Raw genomic sequence first — 17,017 nt, forward strand, 5'->3', positions numbered from 1 at the left:
GTCGGGTGTTGACTCCATCCTGACCCAGATGACCGACGCTGCCGCTGACCTCGGTGCGCTCAACAGCCGTATCGATCTGCAGAAGGGCTTCGTCGAAAACCTCTCGGACTCGATCNATCCTGACCCAGATGACCGACGCTGCCGCTGACCTCGGTGCGCTCAACAGCCGTATCGATCTGCAGAAGGGCTTCGTCGAAAACCTCTCGGACTCGATCGAGAAGGGCGTTGGCCGTCTCGTCGACGCTGACATGAACGAGGAATCGACCCGCCTGAAGGCTCTGCAGACGCAGCAGCAGCTCGGCATCCAGGCACTCACGATCGCTAACACCAACTCGCAGAACATCCTGTCGCTGTTCCGTTAATCGATCGACCGAACATGACGGGCGATCCTCGCCCGTCACTTCGAAAAGAAGCCGCACATCCCCCGTGGATCGTGCGGCTTTTTCGTTTTGCGCTCCGGTATTCCATGCCCGCCAGGCGTACCGTATGCCGCCGGCATTCGTTCCATGGGTGACGGTACGCATCTTAACGCTTCGTCCATCTTCCCTTATTTTTGTTCACCTTTGTTACCGACTTCCTAACGGCATTAACCATTTGTTAACTATGAGATCGTTACATATTGGTTAAGAGCGAAGGGTCGCCTCCAGGGCAAAACAGGGGCGATTCGCATGATGCCAGTCCCATCGCTGCCGGTAACACTCCGGAATGTCCTTAGGAATTCATTCGGGACAGGTGACCAATGACAAGCATCATGACCAACACCGCCGCCATGGCGGCTCTCCAGACATTGCGTTCGATCAACTCCGACATGGCGGAAGTCCAGGACCGCATCTCCTCGGGCTACCGCGTGCAGACGGCTGCCGACAACGCCGCCTATTGGTCGATCGCGACCACCATGCGCTCCGACAATGCCGCGCTCTCCACCGTTCAGGACGCCCTCGGCCTCGGCGCCGCCAAGATCGACACGGCCTATGCGGCGATGAATTCGTCGATCGAGGTCGTCAGCGCGATCAAGAGCAAGCTCGTCGCGGCGAGTGAGCCGGGCGTCGACAAGCTGAAGATCGACAAGGAAATCACCGAGCTCAAGAACCAGCTTATCTCGGCCGCCCAGTCCGCATCCTTCTCCAGCGAAAACTGGCTCTACAACGCCGCCACAGCTCCGGTCGGCACGAAGTCCGTCGTGGCCTCGTTCAACCGTGACGCCAACGGCAATGTGTCGGTCACGACGCTCGACTTCGACACCTCGCAGTCGATGCTGATCGACAAGCAGAACGCGAGCCGAGGCATCCTGACCAGGAACTACGACGCCTCCCAGCTCACCTCTCCGCCCGGCACGGCGGGCGCGCGCCTGTACCACCTGATCGGCGCACCGGCGACGACGCCGATCGGTACGACGGCGGAAGTCAAGCTGACCGCATCGACGACGCCTGCCGAAATGGCCGATATGATCAGCGTCGTCGAACGTATCCTCAACCAGCTGACGGACGCCGGCTCCACGCTCGGCGCCATCACCAAGCGCATCGAGTTGCAGGAGGGCTTCATCGCCAACCTGATGGATACGATCGACAAGGGCGTCGGTCGTCTCGTCGATGCCGACATGAACGAGGAATCGACACGGCTGAAGGCGCTGCAGACGCAGCAGCAACTGGGCATCCAGGCGCTCTCGATCGCCAACACCAATTCCGAAAACATCCTGCGCCTGTTCCAGCAGTAAGGCGCAGCGGAGGACAGCGGCCGGAAGCGGCCGCCGATCCGCCAAACTGAGCCCATCACCCCGCATGCGGGTAACGGCACTTTGAGTTCTGCCACGTCGTCGGTCACGGCACCCGGTGGAAACGGTTGGACCGCGCTAATTGCCCTGGCGCGGTCCAACACATTCATTTTCGCACAAGTTTGACCGAATAGCCTTCCCTCGCAGTCCTGTCGGATGACTGCCGGCCAAAATGACCTTTGCGCCGCCGCCTGCATCAGATCGCTCCGGGAACAACCGACCCCGGATCACGCTGATGTACGTCAAGAATGCTGGGTCTGCCGTATCCGACGGTCGGGCCCGAGGGAGACATGTCAGCAGTGCCAGGAGCAATGGAAGTCCGCGCCAGGGAGCGCCACCTCTCAAGCAGATGGGGATCGCCGCATTGCCGCAGGTCCGCTGCAGGGGGCCGGCCATGAGTGCAATGCTCTCCCGTTATCTCAAGGACTTCAGCGCACCGAAAGTCGAGCTGTCGTTGATGCCTCCGAAATATTTCCCCGATCTGGATACCGACTATGCCGATGGCGAGCGCCTCGGCGCGAGACCAGCCATGCCGGAAATCGATATCGACGCCGAACGCCGGCGCGCCTTCGCCGAAGGGCGGGCCGAGGCGACCGCCGAACTCGTCTTCGAACAGGAAAAGCAGATAGCCGAACTTCAGGCGGCGCACGCGGCCGAACTCGAGGCGCTGACGCGGCGCTTCGAAGAGGAAACCGCGATCCGTCTCGCGCTGCGCATCGACGAAATGACCGAGGGGCTTGCCGTCGCACTCGGCGATCAGGCCGCCCGCGTGCTCGCGCCCGTCATGGGCGATGCCCTCATGCAGCGCGCCGTTGCCGATATGGCGCAGATGCTGCGCCAGGGACTTGTGGCCGGCGAAGGCTGCACCATCGTCGTCAAAGGCCCGGCGTCTCTCTTCGAGGCGCTGAAGCGCCAGCTCGGAGAAGACATGCCGTCCTTGCGGCACGTCGAATCCGACGATGTCGATCTCGCCGTCGAGATGGATGGCACCATCCTCGTGACGCGCATGGCCGCTTGGGCCGATACAGTTCGGAAAGTTCTCGCATGAGCGACGAAAACCACCACAACGGCAAGCACGAGATCATCATCGTCAAGCGCCACAGCGGCAGCCATGATGGTCACCACGGCGGCTCCTGGAAGATCGCCTATGCCGACTTCATGACGGCGATGATGGCCTTCTTCCTCGTGATGTGGCTGATCAATGCCGCCAACGAAGAGACGAAGGCGGCGATCGCTTCCTATTTCAACCCGGTGCAATTGACCGACCAGAAGCCTGCCGAACGTGGCCTGAAGGACCCGGCCAAGGATGCGCAGGGCGAAGAAACGCAGCAACGTTCGAAGGTTGACGGCGAGCAGGAAAAGTCCGGTGGCTCGGCCAAAACCGGCGATCAGCTGACGGCGACGTCGGGCGAAGAGACGAAGTACTCCGACGCCGACTTCTTCGAAAACCCCTATTCCGTTCTTTCCGAGATTGCGCGCGAGGTCGGCCAGCAGGCCAACATCAGCGTCAAGGGCGAGGGCGGTGCGGCCCAGTCCGGCCCGGCCACCGGCGCCGATGGCGGCGAAGCCTATCGTGACCCGTTCGATCCGGACTTCTGGACCAAGCAGGTCGAAGTGAAGGACGCCGGCAACACTGCCGAAACCGTTGCTGCCCTTGCCGACAAGTCGACGGAGCCCGCAGGCGCGACGCCGGCCGTCAAGAAGTCTGAGGCGGACGCGTCGCAGGAGCCGCATGAAGCGGCCGACAAGCAGGCCGGTGACGGCAAGGACACCGATACGGGAGCTGGCAAGGACCCGGCGGACGCCGCAGCTGGCGAAAAGCCGAAGACCGAGGTCGCCGAGGCCGACGCCAAGGAGCAGGCGGCCGAACTTCAGGCCGAGTTGAAGAAGCAGCTTGCCGGCGAGGCGGGTCAACTGGCCGAGGGACTTGTCGTGACACCCGCTGAAGGTGGCCTGATGGTGACGATCAGCGAGCGGACCGATGCGCAGATGTTTGCCATCGGCTCGGCCGTGCCGCAGAAGGAACTGGTACTGGCGATGGAAAAGATCGGCCGTCTGCTGGCTGAGCGTCAGGGTGTGGTTGCAATCCGCGGCCATACCGACGGCCGTCCCTTCAAGGATGGCACTTATGATAACTGGCGCCTCTCCGCCGCCCGCGCCCAGAGCGCCTATTACATGCTCGTCCGCGGTGGCCTGAAGGAAGATCGCGTCAGCCAGATCAGCGGCTTCGCCGACCGGCGGCTGCAGATCCCCGGCGATCCCTACGCCCCGGGTAACCGCCGCATCGAGATCCTCTTGCAATCGGCTCCGGGTTAAGCGCCATGCTGAGACGCCTGCGAACCGCTCTGATGGCCTGCTGTGTGCTGGCGACCCCCGTTTTAACCGGAGGTGCCAGGGCGAACGATATCGAGGAGCTCGCACCCTTCAAGATGATCCGGTCGCTGCAATATGTGCAGGACTCGGTCGTCCTTGGCGACCATTCGGCGATCGAAATGCAGCGCTTCATGCTGGGCGCCATCGACAAGCGCCTGCGTGCGGCCGACGCGGCGGTCTTCCGTGATCCGCGCAACGTCGATGCGGCGCTGGTCTATGCCATGAGCGGCGGCAATCCGGAGACGCTGAAGTACCTTGCGGATCACGATGTGGCCGGGAACTTCGATTCCCGCGTCACCGAGGCGCTGACGCAATATCTGAATGGCAAGGGCGGCCTGATCGTCGAGAGCCTGTCCAAGGCCGCGCCTGAGTACCGCAGCGCCCGCATCGGCCCCTATCTCTACCTCATCCTCGGCAACGCGACATCGCAGCAGGATCCTGTGGGCGCGATGAAGTACTACGACTGGGCCCGTCTCGCGGCCCCGGGTACGATCATCGAAGAGGCTGCCCTGCGTCGCTCGGTTTTCCTCGCGGTGCAGGCGGGCGACGCGGACAAGGGCTTCCGCTATGCGCTGACCTATGCCCGCCGCTACCTGACCTCCCCCTATGCCAGCCAGTTCGCGGATGTCTTCGTCGAACTCGCCGTCGCCCATTTCGATGGCGGGGCGCAGGGGCGAATTTCGGAGATCCTGGGTTTCATGGACGCGCCGCGCCAGCGCGAAGTCTTCCTTCGCGTCGCCCGCCGCGCGGCGATCGCCGGCAAGCAAGAACTCGCAAAGCTCGCGTCTGAACGCGCCGAGGCGCTCGGCGCAGACGGCGCGCCGCAGCCGAAACTGCTTGCCAGCTTCTATGCCGGATTGGCCTCGGTGCCTTCCAATGACGTGTTTGCCGCGACGGCGAGCCTGGCGGCGATATCGGATGCGGAGCTTTCGCCGCGCGACCGCGCCTTGCGCGACGCTGCAAAGGCGGTTGCGGACGCCGTCGTCCGGCCACCTGTCGGTGAAAGCCTCACGCAAGCGTTTGCGTCTAAACCCGATAGACCGGTTGAGGCGAACGCGTCGGCCGCAAGCGAGGAAACTGGCAGCGGCATGAGCCCCTTTGGAAGCGGGCAGACCCCGGCGGTTGCGCCGGAGACCGTGGCCGCATCCGGCGCTGACGAGGTGGCGGACCCGAAGCACGATGGCTTCGTGGCGAAAGGACGATCGAAGATCGAAGAGATCGACGCTCTCCTGAAGGGAGAAGACAAATGAGGGCTGAGGACACCCTGCGCATGCCTCCGACACCTGTCGGCACGGGAAGCGGACGAGCGGGCGGCAAGGAGCAGGCCGGTGGTGCATCGGCCGGCGCGTTTGAAGATGCCGTGGCCAATGCCGGGCGGCAAAGAAACAACGACCAGCCGGGTTCAGGCAAAGGCGGCAACGACGCCGCTGCCGGCAGCGACGCGGAGGCGGGAGCCTTGATCGACAAGGACAATATTGCCAAGGCCGCGGGCAGGGCTCTGACACGCAGCATCAGCCTTGGTCGCAACGACCAGTTCGACGAACACGCGCTGCGCGACCATTTCCAGGCGGCCGAGCGCGGCGTTGGCGGCAAACGTGCCGTCGACAAGACCGATCCGGCCAAATCGGCTGCCGTGTCCGATGATCTGGCTCAAGTGGAGGTCGATGAAGAACTCGCCAAGCGCATTGCCACCTTGACGAAAGGCATTGGCAAAGCGCCGGCAGATGGCGCCTCGGTCGATGGCGACGTCAACGCCGGCGGCGAGGGCGCTGAAGCCAAGCAGACAGCTACAGCGATGGACGATCTGCTGACGCTGCTGGGCGGTGCCCAGGCGACGCAGCCTCAGGGACAGGCGGCGGCCGCGCGCCAGGCAGCGGATGGCCAGATTGAAGGCGCGGCGCCCGTTGCCGGTGGCAGCGAGCATGGCGCGAAAGCCGAGGCACAGGCGGGCGAGAACGACCCCGACCGGCTCTTCCGCTTCGCCCGGGCTGACGGCAAGGGACAGGCCGTTTCCATGAGTCTCTCGAAGGACGGTGATGCGGCGTTCGACGCTGCCCGCTCGCAAGGCTCCGCCAAGGTCGAGAATGTCACCGTGCTCGAGGCCCGGCGTTATCTCGGCATCTCGATGAGCCCGAACACCAGCGCCGTGGCAGACGCCATCGCCGGTGAGGCCACCACTTCCCTGCAGCCAAGTGCTGCACTCGGTCAGCCGGGCGCGTGGACGCAGGCCGGCAAAACGCTCAACACCCTGAAGATCCAGCTTCACCCGATCGAGCTTGGCCTTGTCACGGCCACGCTGCGCCTGAAGGATGACGAACTGCAGGTCGAGCTGAAGGTCGAGAACGGCGACGCCTTCCGGCAGTTGCGCGACGACCAGAACGACTTGGTCAAGGCGCTGCGCGCTCAGGGCTTTGCGGTCGATCAGGTGAACATCGTATTCAACTCCGGCGGCGACACGTCGTCCGGCGGCGGGTCGCAGGCGCAGGCCCAAGCCCAGGCCGGGCAGCAGGGCCGAGAACGCGCCGATGGCAACGGCCAGGGACGACAGCAGCGACAGGACGACAGCCAGTCTTCGGCGGCGGAAAGGTGGGTTGGCAATGGCGGGACGGACGATGCGGCTGCCGGCACTGAGCGCTCTCGTACTGGTCACGTCTACATGTAGCGCTTTTGCCAGCGCGGACGCAGGCGTCTGCGAGCGCGAGATCATCAGCGCAGCGGCGAAGTACGATATCCCGGCCGGGATCCTCTATTCGGTCGGGCTGACCGAAACCGGCCGCAAGGGATCGCTTCAACCCTACGCGATGAACATCGAAGGCAAGGCCTATTTCGGTAGCAGCGAGCAGGACGTTCTGACCCAGTTCGGCAACGCGCGGGCACAGGGTGCCAAGCTCATCGATCTCGGCTGCATGCAGATCAACTATTACTTCCATGGCGAGCATTTCAGCTCGCCGCAGGAGATGCTTGACCCGCGCAAGAATGTCGAATATGCCGCGCGCTTCCTGGCCAATCTCCATGCGAGGCACGAGACCTGGACAATGGCCGTTGCGCGCTATCACGCAGGCCCGAACAACGACCCGGCGCAGAAGAAATATGTCTGCCGGGTGATCGCGAATCTCGTCGCGACCGGCTACGGCAAGTGGACGCCGAACGCCACGCAGTTTTGCCAATAAGCAACCATCAATTGTATTAGCATCCCATTTGCCGCATTGTGGCGACAATGCGCGGACAATGTGACCGCAAGCGATTTGTCGTAGTCCGTTAACTTTTCCACATTATTTTAGTGCCGCCTTGAGGCGGGTGCTACTAGATATAGATCAAATCGGCGAAACATGGTTAATCAATTATTAATTCCACCCAGTAACTTCCTCTAGTTGTTCATGAATCCCTCGATTCGTACCTCTCAATCAGTGCGGAGCCATACTGATTCGGAGGCGGGCGAATGATCGTAGTGGTTGATGAAAGAGAGCTGGTGAAGGACGGGTATACGTCCCTCTTCGGACGTGAAGGTATTCCCTCGACGGGTTTCGATCCCAGGGAGTTTGGAGAGTGGGTAAACGCGGCTGCCGATTCGGATATCGATGCCGTGGAAGCCTTCCTGATCGGGCAGGGCGACACCACCTTCACGCTGCCGCGGGCCATCCGCGATCGCTCGATGGCACCGGTCATCGCGATGAGCGACACGCCGTCCCTCGAAAACACGCTTGCACTCTTTGATTGCGGCGTCGACGACGTTGTGCGCAAGCCTATCCACCCCCGCGAAATCCTTGCCCGCGTCGCTGCGATCCGCCGGCGCCTGAAGGCGATCGCCAACTTTACCGACATTGGTCCGATCCGCGTTTTTGCCGACGGCCGCGATCCGGAAATCAACGGCGATGTCTTCGCCCTGCCGCGCCGCGAGCGCCGCATTCTCGAGTATTTGGTCGCAAACCGCGGCCGTCGCGTCTCCAAGTCGCAGATCTTCAACGCGATCTACGGGATCTTCGACGAGGACGTCGAGGAAAACGTCGTCGAAAGCCACATCAGCAAACTGCGCAAGAAACTGCGCAAGAAGCTCGGTTTCGACCCGATCGATTCGAAGCGTTTCCTTGGCTACTGCATCGACTGGAACTGAGCGCCACGCCGATGGGCGGGCACTGAACCAAGACAGGTTCACGCAAGGCCCGCTTCCTAGTGTCGCCGTAACAAGGAAATGAGGATCCGATATGAGTCTCTATGGCAGCATGAGAACGGGTGTGTCCGGTATGAACGCCCAGTCGAACCGTCTGGGCACGGTCGCCGAAAACATCGCGAACGCCAACACGACCGGCTACAAGCGCGCCTCCACTGAGTTCTCGTCGATGATCCTGCCTTCGGGCGGCGGCAACTACAATTCCGGCGGTGTCGAAACGCAGGTGCGCTACAGCATCTCCCAGCAAGGCGGCACCAGCTATACGACGTCGGCGAGCGACCTTGCCATCAACGGCGGCGGCTTCTTCATCGTTTCGGGCAATGGCGGTGAGAACTTCCTGACGCGTGCCGGCTCCTTCGTTCCGGACAAGAACGGCAACCTCGTCAACACCGCCGGCTTCACGCTGATGGGCTACGAGTACAAGGCCGGCGTCGATCCGACCGTCGTCGTCAACGGTTTTGACGGCCTGGTACCGGTCCAGCTCAAGGACGAGGGCCTGGTCGCCGCTGGCTCGACCAAGGGTACGATGGAAGCAAACCTGCCGTCGGGCGCGGCCGTCAACGATCAATCGAAGACCTCGATGGTTGTTTACGACAGCCAGGGCAACACCCGCATCCTCGATTTCACCTACACCAAGACAGGTCCGAACGCCTGGGGCCTGAGCGTCGTCGATCGCACATCGGGCACTACAGTCGGTACCCAGACCATGACGTTCGACGCGGCCGGCAAGCGCATCGGCGCCGTCCCCGCGACGCTGACGACGACGGCCATCAACAACCTGCCCGGTACCGGCGCCAACCTTGGTGCGATCACGATCGACACCTCCAAGACCACACAGCTCGGTGGAGACTTCAGCAGCACCGGCGGTGGCATCGACGGCAGCAAGCCGAGCAAAATGTCGGGCTTCGAGATCGACAAGGAAGGCATCGTTTACGTCAAGTATGGCGACGGCAACCTCATCCCCAAGTTCCGGATCGCCCTTGCGACCGTCCAGAGCCCGGACAAGCTGCAGCCGCAGTCCGGCAACGTCTACTCGCAAGGGGCGGATTCAGGCGTTATTGTCACCGGTTTTGCCGGCTCTGGCGCTTTCGGCAACATCCAGTCCAAGGCACTCGAAAACTCCAACGTCGACATCGCCAACGAGCTGACCTCGATGATCGAGGCGCAGCGCAACTACACGGCAAACTCCAAGGTGTTCCAGACCGCCTCGGACCTGCTTGACGTGCTTGTCAACCTGAAACGGTAATTGAAAGAGATACGGTCCGCGTCATGTCGCTGTCCTCCGCAATATCCATCGCACAGCAGGCCTTCAGCAACACGGCGCAACAGACCGCGATCGTGTCGAAGAACATCGCGAATGCGGGCAATGCGGATTATTCGCGTCGCCTTGCCCTCTTGGGCAGCACCGGCAACGGCGCGCAGGTCGTATCCATCTACCGGGCACAGAACGAGGCGCTGCTCAAGCAGAGCATCGCCAGCATCGGCGAAGCCTCCGGCCAGGCGCGGCTTCGCGATGGCCTGGAACTCCTGAAATCGGCTCTCGGCGGTAACAACTACGAGACTGCGCCGTCAAAGCTGCTGTCGGAGTTTCGCAACAGCCTGCAGACGCTGGCCTCGACCCCGGGCAACAAGACGATTGCGGCGGCAGCGGTCACCAGCGCCCAGGACCTTGCCGATTCCCTGAACAAGACCTCTGCCGCCGTGCAGAACATGCGCGAAGATGCCGACAAGGAAATCGCCCTTGAGGTCGACAAGCTGAACAGCCTGCTTGCGGACTTCGAGCGGGTGAACAACGAGGTCAAGTCGGCGACTGCATCCGGTGGCGATGCGAACGATGCGCTTGACCAGCGCGACAAGATCCTGAAGCAGATTTCGGAGATCGTCGGCATCTCCACCGTTACGCGCGGCAACAACGATACGGTGATCTTCACCACCGACGGCACGGTGCTTTTCGAGAACATTCCGCGCCAGGTGACGTTCGCGCCGACAACGACCTATGATGCGACCGTCACAGGCAACAAGATCTTCGTCGACGGCGTACCGATCGCCCCCGGAAGTGGCGCAGATACGACCGCCAAGGGCAAGCTTGCGAGCCTCGTGCAGCTGCGCGACGACATTGGGCCGAAGTTCCAGTCGCAGCTGGACGAGATCGCCCGTGGTCTCGTCGAGCTTTTCAAGGAAGGCAACCCCAGCGGGGTGCCGCCGGTTCCCTACCAGCCGGGCCTCTTTACCTGGGGAAGCGCGGGTGTGCCGGCTGCCGGCACCGTCGTTCCCGGACTGGCATCGAAGATCACTGTCAACGCTCTGGCCAAGGCCAACCCGCTTCTTTTGCGTGACGGCGGCTTCAACGGCGTTGTGTCGAACCCTGGCGGTGCGGCAAATCCGAGCCCCGGCTACACGGGCCTTCTCGACGGCTTCATCAACAAGATGGGCGAGAACATGACGTTCGACCCGTCGACCGGTCTCGACGGAACCAGCAGCCTGCTGAACTTCGCGACCGGGTCGGTCGGCTGGCTGGAGCAGACCCGAAAGACGGCATCGACCGCCGACGACAACAAGCGCGCTATGCTGTCGCGCACCCAGGAAGCGCTCAGCAAGCAGACCGGGGTCAGCATTGACGAGGAACTGTCGCTGCTGCTCGATCTCGAACAATCCTACAAAGCATCGGCCAAGCTGGTGAGTACCGTGGACGCCATGATGGCGGCCTTGATGGAAGCTGTGAGGTAATCATGAAGACGTCCTACGTTTCTAATCTGGCGATCCAGACCGCCATGCGCATGACGATTCAGCAGAACCAGATGGATCTGCTGAAGGCGACCCAGGAGCAGACGACGGGTCGGCACTACGACGTCGGCTTGACGCTTGGTGCGACGGCGTCGCGCTCGCTCAACCTTCAGCGCGAGATCGACCGGCTGAACTCGATGAAGAGCACCAACTCGGTCGTAACCCAGCGCCTCTCCGGCTCGCAGGGTGCGCTGGAAACGATGGCGAAAGCGGCCGAAAAGGTGCGCGACACGCTCGTTACCTACAAGGGCAACGATGCCGCGAGCCAGCTTAAGATCCAGAAGACCGAGATCTTGGGCGCGCTGCAGACCTTCACTGCCGCCGCAAACACGTCCTTCAACGGCGAGTTCCTGTTTTCGGGCATCAATACCGACGCCAAGCCTCTCGCCGACTACACCGCTACGTCGGCGGCAAAGACTGCCTTCGACGCTGCGTTTACGGCGTTCAAGACCGCCAACAGCATCACGTCCGACGACCAGATCACCGTCACCCAGATGCAGGACTTCATCAAGAATACGGTCGAGCCGATGTTCACCGGTACGGGCTGGGATGCAAATTGGTCGGACGCATCCAGCCAGAACATGACGAGCCGGATCAGCGCCAGTGAAGTCATCGAAAGCTCGACCAACGCCAATACCAACGGCTTCCGCATGTTTGCCATGGCAAGCGTAATCACGGCCGAGCTGATGGACAAGAACGTGACCCCCGAGGTGCGGGCGGCGATCGGTGTCGAGGCGTTGCAGTATGCAGAGCAGGGCATCGCCGGCCTCAATGCAGAGCGCAGCCAGCTCGGTATTTCGGAATCGCGGGTGAAGAAGGCGAACACCTCGATCGACGCGCAGCTCAAGCTGGTCAACACGCATGTCGCCGACCTCGAAGGCATCGATCCGATCGAGACATCGACCCGGATCAACACGCTCAAGGTGCAGTTGGAAACGTCCTATACACTAACGTCGCGACTACAGCAGATGAGCTTGCTCAATTTCCTCTAGTGTGAGGAGCCGGACAAACATGAAGGATGTCTGAATGTACCAATTTTCCTATGCCGAGATCATGGAGGACGGCGTCGCCGACTCCAAGAATCGAGAACGGCAGGTACTCGATCGCTCGATCGCGCTCATGGAAGCAGCGAAACAGCAGAAAGGGTATTCGAGAGAGGCCATCGAGGCCATCTACTTTACCCGGCGCCTGTGGATCCGTTTCATCGAGGATCTGCGTGCACCGGAGAACCAGCTGAACGAAGAGCTGCGCGCCAATCTGATTTCGATCGCCATCTGGATACTCAACGAGACGGAAAAGATCCGCAAACGCGAATCCTCCAACTTCCAGGGCATAATTGACATTACCACCATCATCAGGGATGGACTGAAATGAAGAGCACACTGCGTATCTCGCTGAAGTCGGGCGAACGGATTTTTGTAAACGGCGCGGTGCTGCGCGTGGACCGGAAGGTCGCGGTCGAGTTCCTGAACGATGTGACGTTCCTGCTCGAAAACCACGTGCTGCAGCCGGAAGACGCAACGACGCCGCTGAAGCAGCTCTATTTCATCGCGCAGATGATCCTCATCAATCCGGAAGGCGCCGAGCAATCGACCGCGATGTTCCGCAAGTCGATCGTCATGCTGCTCAACTGCTTCAAGAACGAAGAGATCCTTGCCGAGCTGAAGCGCGTCGACGGGCTGGTGACCAACGGCCGCGCCTTCGAAGCGCTCAAGGCGATCCGCGGCCTCTATGCAATCGAAGACCGCATTCTCAACACGCAGGAAATCACGCCGGCAACGGTCGAGCAGATTCGCAAGGAGATCGCACCATGGCGGTAAGCGGCGTCAGCAACAACGGCTACACCCCGAATGTTTCGGCCCAGGATTCGGGCGGCGACGCCGCAAAGGCATCGCTCAACTACGAGAGCTTCCTGAAGCTGCTCGTCGCCCAGATGAAGAATCAGGATCCGACGCAGCCGATGGATGCGACGCAGCAGATCGCCCAGCTTGCGACCTTCTCGCAGGTGGAGCAGACGATCAAGACCAACAAGAACCTTGAAAGCCTGCTGCAGCGCACGTCGCTGAGCGAGGCAGACGCCGTCATCGGGCGCACCGTCACCAGCGAAGACGGCAAGACCACTGGCGTGGTTAAGGAAGTGAAACTATACTCTGACGGAATCATTGCGGTGCTGGATAACGGCAAGGAGCTTGTTATCGGCCCGGGCGTCAAGGTGAAGTGATAACTCCATGAATGAGGCGGATGCCCTCGATATTGTACAGGCCGCGATCTGGACCGTGATCGTGGCCTCAGGGCCCGCCGTTCTCGCCGCCATGGTTGTCGGCGTCGTCATTGCCTTCATTCAGGCGCTGACCCAGGTCCAGGAAATGACGCTGACCTTCGTCCCGAAGATCCTTGCCGTCATGATCACGGTTGCCGTGTCCGCGCCCTTTATCGGCGCCCAGATTTCGATCTTCACCGACATCATCTTCTCGCGCATCCAATCCGGTTTCTGAGGCCGCAGCGCCAAAGCTGTTCGCATGCGGCGCCATGAAACCCTCGCGCAAGCTTGGGTCGCTATCTCCGTCTCTATAGTGGGGCAGCGCGTGTGAATGCTGCCTTGATCTCATGATGAGACGGAAGAGACATGGCACAGCAAGCAGCGCTGATCATCCCGAAAGTAGCACCGAAGGGCCGGGACGTCGGCTTCGCGCTCGGGATCGTCGCGATCCTGTCGATCCTCTTCCTGCCCATCCCGCCCTTCCTGATCGACATGGGGCTCGCGTTCTCGATCGCCTTTTCCGTGCTGATCCTGATGGTCTCGCTGTGGATCCAGCGTCCGCTCGAGTTCTCCTCGTTCCCGACCATCCTGCTGATCTCGACCATGGTGCGCCTGGCGTTGAACATCGCCACCACCCGAGTCATCCTTTCGCACGGCCACGAGGGCCACGGCGCTGCCGGCGGCGTCATTTCCGGCTTTGCCAGCCTCGTCATGTCCGGCGATTTTGTCATCGGTCTGATCGTCTTCCTGATCCTCATCACCGTGAACTTCATCGTCATCACCAAGGGTGCGACGCGTATCGCCGAAGTCGGCGCGCGCTTCACCCTCGATGCGATCCCCGGCAAGCAGATGTCGATCGACGCCGACCTGTCGGCGGGCCTGATCGACGAGAAGGAAGCACAGCGCCGCCGGCGTGAGCTCGAGGAAGAAAGCTCCTTCTACGGCGCCATGGACGGTGCTTCCAAGTTCGTGCGCGGCGATGCGATCGCCGGCCTGATCATCACCGCGATCAACATCTTCGGCGGCATCATCATCGGTTACCTGCGTCATGGCATGCCGATCGGCGAAGCGGCCGACGTTTTCGTCAAGCTCTCGGTCGGCGACGGTCTCGTCTCGCAGATCCCGGCGCTCATCGTCTCGCTCGCCGCCGGCCTTCTGGTGTCGCGCGGCGGCACGGCCGGCTCCACCGACCAGGCGGTCGTCGGGCAGCTCGGCGGCTATCCGAAGGCGCTGATGGTCGCCTCCGGTCTTATCATTCTCCTGGCGGTCGTTCCCGGCCTGCCGTTCCTGCCCTTCGCCGTGCTCGGCGGCGGCATGGCGTTCCTGAGCTGGCTCGTGCCGCGCCAGATCGAGGCTGCCAATGCCGCGCGTCGCGCCGAAGAGGCGGCCAAGGTCCAGCAGACCAAGGAAGGCGAGCAGGACTCGGTCAAGTCGGTGCTGAAGACCGCCGAGATCGAGCTGCTTCTTGGCAAGCAGGTCTCGACCCGCCTGCTTGGCGCGCACCAGGAACTCGCCTTCCGCGTGGGCAAGATGCGCCGCAAGTTTGCTGGCCAGTACGGCCTCGTCATTCCGGAGATCAAGGTTTCGGACGACATCAGCATTCCGGACAAGGCTTACCACATCCGCATCCACGGCACGACGATCGCGTCCAACACGGTGCGCGTCGGCGAAGTCCTGGTGGTCACCGGCGGCGGTCGCCGGCCGAGTGTTCCGGGCGACGAGATCCGCGAACCCGCCTTCGGCATGCCGGCGGTCTCGATCCTCGAAACCTTTACCGAGGACCTCAAGCGCGAAGGCTTCCATCCGATCGATAACGTCTCGGTGGTGTTGACGCATTTGAGCGAAGTGATCCGCAACAACCTGCCGCACCTGCTTTCCTATAAGGACGTCAAGGTGCTGATCGAGCGGCTCGATCCGGAGTACCGCAAGCTCGCCGACGAAATCTGCACCTCGCACATGTCCTATTCGGGCCTGCAGGCGGTGTTGAAATTGCTGCTTGCCGAGCGTGTCTCGATCCGCAACCTGCATCTGATCCTTGAAGCGGTCGCCGAACTCGCGCCGCATGTGCGCAAGACTGAGCAGATCGTCGAGCATGTGCGCGTGCGCATGTCGCAGCAGCTTTGCGGCGACCTCGCCGACAACGGCGTCCTGCGCGTGCTCAGGCTCGGCAACAAGTGGGACATGGTCTTCCACCAGGCGCTGAAGCGCGACGCCAAGGGCGAGGTCGTCGAGTTCGACATCGATCCGCGTCACCTCGAAGAGTTTAGCGAGCAGGCGACGAAAGTTATCCGTGAACATCTCGATCGCGGCATGCCCTTCGTGCTGGTAAGTTCGCCCGAATCCCGTTCTTATGTGCGCATGATCATCGAGCGCCTCTTTGCCACATTGCCCGTGCTCTCGCATGTCGAGCTTGCCAAGGGCCTTGAGATCAAGATCATCGGCTCCATTTCATGATCACCGACCCGGAGGGCACGGTGCTGGCGCTGTTTGCGGCCTTCTGCCGGATCGGCGGCTGCATCATGATCATGCCCGGGTTCTCCAGCGCGCGCGTTCCGATGCAGGTGCGGCTGTTCATTGCAGTCGCGGTTTCCATGGCGATCCTGCCGGTCATGTGGACGGACATCTATCCGCAGGTAACCGGCAAGGGGCACAGCTACATCTATTTGATCGCCGCCGAGACGGCGGTCGGCGCGGTCATGGGCCTTGTCGCCCGCTACTATGTCCTTGGACTGCAGTTCACCGGAACGGCGATCACCATGTTGATGGGCTTTGCCTCGCCGCCATCGTCGGATGTGATCGAAGATACGCCCGAAAACCAGGTGACCAGCTTGATCAGCTTCGCCGGCCTGATGGTGCTGTTCATGCTGGATTTCCATCATGTGATGATCGAGGCGATCGTTCAATCCTATCGGGCCATGCCGATCGGCACTCCCTTCGATCCGCAGGGTGTGCTGATCACGCTCACGGATTCGCTGGCGCAGATCTTCATGATCATGTTGAGGCTCGCGAGCCCCTTCATCATCTATGGCCTGCTTTTCAACGTGGCGATCGGCATGGTGAACAAGCTGGCGCCACAGATCCCGATCTACTTCATCTCGCAGCCCTATCTGATCATGGGCGGCTTGTTCCTGCTCTATCTCGGTATCGCTGCGATGCTGCGCCTGTTCGGCGACGGTTTCGCGCTGGTCATGCAGGGAGGATAGCGGCATGAAGACCCGCTCGCAGAAGCTCAAGCGCCTGGTCGCCGTCCAACGCCATCTGGAGCAGATGGCGGAGGCGGATTTCGTCGAGATGGTGCGGCAGCGCGAGGTTCTGGCTGAGACGATCGATGTCGTCGTCGATGCCATGGGCTCGGCTCATCCGATGCACCGCATGTTCTCCGGCCACTATTCCTCGCAGATCGGACGGCTTGTGCAGAAGGACCAGATGCTGCACGGCATCCAGCAAACGCACGAGGCGCGCATGCTGACGGAGCGCGCGAAAGCCGACCGGCTCGAGGAAAACATGAAGGAGGCCCGCCAGTCCGAGGACCGCGAAGAGGCCGACAATTCCATCTACGACCTGATCGATCAACACGTTACGGGCAACGCGCCAGCTTCCCGTAAGCTTGACGGGCGATAGTACGTTATTCCCGGTTTGCTCCGATGGCGGAGCGGATCCG

Annotated in this window: 17 protein-coding genes and 1 pseudogene; all 18 read left to right on the forward strand. The window is 61.8% G+C overall.

Annotated features, from left to right (window positions below):
• Positions 1-116: 116 nt before the first annotated feature.
• Positions 117-362: pseudogene (locus ASD63_RS34235) on the forward strand (flagellin); the annotation flags it as partial.
• A 377-nt stretch (positions 363-739) separates the two neighbouring features.
• Positions 740-1,714, forward strand: a complete 975-nt coding sequence (locus tag ASD63_RS16285) for a flagellin (RefSeq protein WP_034800723.1) — start codon at positions 740-742, stop codon at positions 1,712-1,714.
• 451 nt (positions 1,715-2,165) lie between these two features.
• Positions 2,166-2,819 carry a hypothetical protein gene (locus ASD63_RS16290; protein WP_034801362.1) on the forward strand — a complete coding sequence of 218 codons (654 nt, stop codon included), beginning with the start codon at positions 2,166-2,168 and terminating at the stop codon, positions 2,817-2,819.
• Positions 2,816-4,087 (forward strand): MotB family protein, encoded by a 1,272-nt coding sequence (locus ASD63_RS16295; RefSeq protein WP_034800725.1) that lies wholly within the window; start codon positions 2,816-2,818, stop codon positions 4,085-4,087. The genes ASD63_RS16290 and ASD63_RS16295 overlap by 4 nt, the downstream gene beginning before the upstream one ends.
• A gap of 5 nt (positions 4,088-4,092) precedes the next feature.
• Positions 4,093-5,394 carry a chemotaxis protein MotC gene (gene motC / locus ASD63_RS16300; protein ID WP_034800729.1) on the forward strand — a complete coding sequence of 434 codons (1,302 nt, stop codon included), beginning with the start codon at positions 4,093-4,095 and terminating at the stop codon, positions 5,392-5,394.
• Complete coding sequence (locus ASD63_RS16305) at positions 5,391-6,806, forward strand: flagellar hook-length control protein FliK (protein WP_034800731.1); 1,416 nt, start codon at positions 5,391-5,393, stop codon at positions 6,804-6,806. Before motC ends, ASD63_RS16305 begins: the two co-directional genes overlap by 4 nt.
• Entirely contained in the window at positions 6,757-7,314 is a 558-nt protein-coding gene (locus ASD63_RS16310; RefSeq protein ID WP_034800733.1) for a lytic transglycosylase domain-containing protein, read from the forward strand. The genes ASD63_RS16305 and ASD63_RS16310 overlap by 50 nt, the downstream gene beginning before the upstream one ends.
• Before the next feature lie 269 nt (positions 7,315-7,583).
• Positions 7,584-8,255 (forward strand): response regulator transcription factor, encoded by a 672-nt coding sequence (locus ASD63_RS16315; protein ID WP_034800735.1) that lies wholly within the window; start codon positions 7,584-7,586, stop codon positions 8,253-8,255.
• A gap of 91 nt (positions 8,256-8,346) precedes the next feature.
• Entirely contained in the window at positions 8,347-9,558 is a 1,212-nt protein-coding gene (locus ASD63_RS16320) for a flagellar hook protein FlgE (protein ID WP_034800738.1), read from the forward strand.
• A 23-nt stretch (positions 9,559-9,581) separates the two neighbouring features.
• Positions 9,582-11,039, forward strand: coding sequence for a flagellar hook-associated protein FlgK (flgK, locus tag ASD63_RS16325; RefSeq protein ID WP_034800740.1), 1,458 nt, complete (start codon positions 9,582-9,584; stop codon positions 11,037-11,039).
• Between the two features lie 2 nt (positions 11,040-11,041).
• Positions 11,042-12,088, forward strand: coding sequence for a flagellar hook-associated family protein (locus tag ASD63_RS16330; protein WP_060516522.1), 1,047 nt, complete (start codon positions 11,042-11,044; stop codon positions 12,086-12,088).
• 34 nt (positions 12,089-12,122) lie between these two features.
• Positions 12,123-12,470 (forward strand): flagellar biosynthesis regulator FlaF, encoded by a 348-nt coding sequence (gene flaF / locus ASD63_RS16335; RefSeq protein WP_034800744.1) that lies wholly within the window; start codon positions 12,123-12,125, stop codon positions 12,468-12,470.
• Positions 12,467-12,916, forward strand: a complete 450-nt coding sequence (flbT, locus tag ASD63_RS16340) for a flagellar biosynthesis repressor FlbT (protein WP_034800746.1) — start codon at positions 12,467-12,469, stop codon at positions 12,914-12,916. Before flaF ends, flbT begins: the two co-directional genes overlap by 4 nt.
• Positions 12,907-13,317 carry a flagellar hook assembly protein FlgD gene (flgD, locus tag ASD63_RS16345; RefSeq protein ID WP_034800748.1) on the forward strand — a complete coding sequence of 137 codons (411 nt, stop codon included), beginning with the start codon at positions 12,907-12,909 and terminating at the stop codon, positions 13,315-13,317. Before flbT ends, flgD begins: the two co-directional genes overlap by 10 nt.
• A 7-nt stretch (positions 13,318-13,324) precedes the next feature.
• Positions 13,325-13,591, forward strand: a complete 267-nt coding sequence (gene fliQ / locus ASD63_RS16350; protein ID WP_034800750.1) for a flagellar biosynthesis protein FliQ — start codon at positions 13,325-13,327, stop codon at positions 13,589-13,591.
• A 131-nt stretch (positions 13,592-13,722) separates the two neighbouring features.
• Positions 13,723-15,810, forward strand: coding sequence for a flagellar biosynthesis protein FlhA (flhA, locus tag ASD63_RS16355; RefSeq protein WP_034800753.1), 2,088 nt, complete (start codon positions 13,723-13,725; stop codon positions 15,808-15,810).
• Positions 15,807-16,559 (forward strand): flagellar biosynthetic protein FliR, encoded by a 753-nt coding sequence (gene fliR / locus ASD63_RS16360; RefSeq protein WP_034800756.1) that lies wholly within the window; start codon positions 15,807-15,809, stop codon positions 16,557-16,559. Before flhA ends, fliR begins: the two co-directional genes overlap by 4 nt.
• A gap of 4 nt (positions 16,560-16,563) precedes the next feature.
• Positions 16,564-16,977 carry a hypothetical protein gene (locus ASD63_RS16365; RefSeq protein ID WP_034800758.1) on the forward strand — a complete coding sequence of 138 codons (414 nt, stop codon included), beginning with the start codon at positions 16,564-16,566 and terminating at the stop codon, positions 16,975-16,977.
• The last annotated feature ends 40 nt before the right edge of the window (positions 16,978-17,017 follow it).

The sequence above is a fragment of the Ensifer sp. Root558 genome (assembly GCF_001427045.1).
GTDB lineage: Bacteria > Pseudomonadota > Alphaproteobacteria > Rhizobiales > Rhizobiaceae > Ensifer > Ensifer adhaerens.

Bases quoted from the DNA above. Each gene is read 5' to 3' on its own strand.
- ASD63_RS16285 (WP_034800723.1), top strand. From the start codon at position 740: ATGACAAGCATCATGACCAACACCGCCGCCATGGCGGCTCTCCAGACA.
- ASD63_RS16290 (WP_034801362.1), top strand. From the start codon at position 2,166: ATGAGTGCAATGCTCTCCCGTTATCTCAAGGACTTCAGCGCACCGAAA.
- ASD63_RS16295 (WP_034800725.1), top strand. From the start codon at position 2,816: ATGAGCGACGAAAACCACCACAACGGCAAGCACGAGATCATCATCGTC.
- motC (WP_034800729.1), top strand. From the start codon at position 4,093: ATGCTGAGACGCCTGCGAACCGCTCTGATGGCCTGCTGTGTGCTGGCG.
- ASD63_RS16305 (WP_034800731.1), top strand. From the start codon at position 5,391: ATGAGGGCTGAGGACACCCTGCGCATGCCTCCGACACCTGTCGGCACG.
- ASD63_RS16310 (WP_034800733.1), top strand. From the start codon at position 6,757: ATGCGGCTGCCGGCACTGAGCGCTCTCGTACTGGTCACGTCTACATGT.
- ASD63_RS16315 (WP_034800735.1), top strand. From the start codon at position 7,584: ATGATCGTAGTGGTTGATGAAAGAGAGCTGGTGAAGGACGGGTATACG.
- ASD63_RS16320 (WP_034800738.1), top strand. From the start codon at position 8,347: ATGAGTCTCTATGGCAGCATGAGAACGGGTGTGTCCGGTATGAACGCC.
- flgK (WP_034800740.1), top strand. From the start codon at position 9,582: ATGTCGCTGTCCTCCGCAATATCCATCGCACAGCAGGCCTTCAGCAAC.
- ASD63_RS16330 (WP_060516522.1), top strand. From the start codon at position 11,042: ATGAAGACGTCCTACGTTTCTAATCTGGCGATCCAGACCGCCATGCGC.
- flaF (WP_034800744.1), top strand. From the start codon at position 12,123: ATGTACCAATTTTCCTATGCCGAGATCATGGAGGACGGCGTCGCCGAC.
- flbT (WP_034800746.1), top strand. From the start codon at position 12,467: ATGAAGAGCACACTGCGTATCTCGCTGAAGTCGGGCGAACGGATTTTT.
- flgD (WP_034800748.1), top strand. From the start codon at position 12,907: ATGGCGGTAAGCGGCGTCAGCAACAACGGCTACACCCCGAATGTTTCG.
- fliQ (WP_034800750.1), top strand. From the start codon at position 13,325: ATGAATGAGGCGGATGCCCTCGATATTGTACAGGCCGCGATCTGGACC.
- flhA (WP_034800753.1), top strand. From the start codon at position 13,723: ATGGCACAGCAAGCAGCGCTGATCATCCCGAAAGTAGCACCGAAGGGC.
- fliR (WP_034800756.1), top strand. From the start codon at position 15,807: ATGATCACCGACCCGGAGGGCACGGTGCTGGCGCTGTTTGCGGCCTTC.
- ASD63_RS16365 (WP_034800758.1), top strand. From the start codon at position 16,564: ATGAAGACCCGCTCGCAGAAGCTCAAGCGCCTGGTCGCCGTCCAACGC.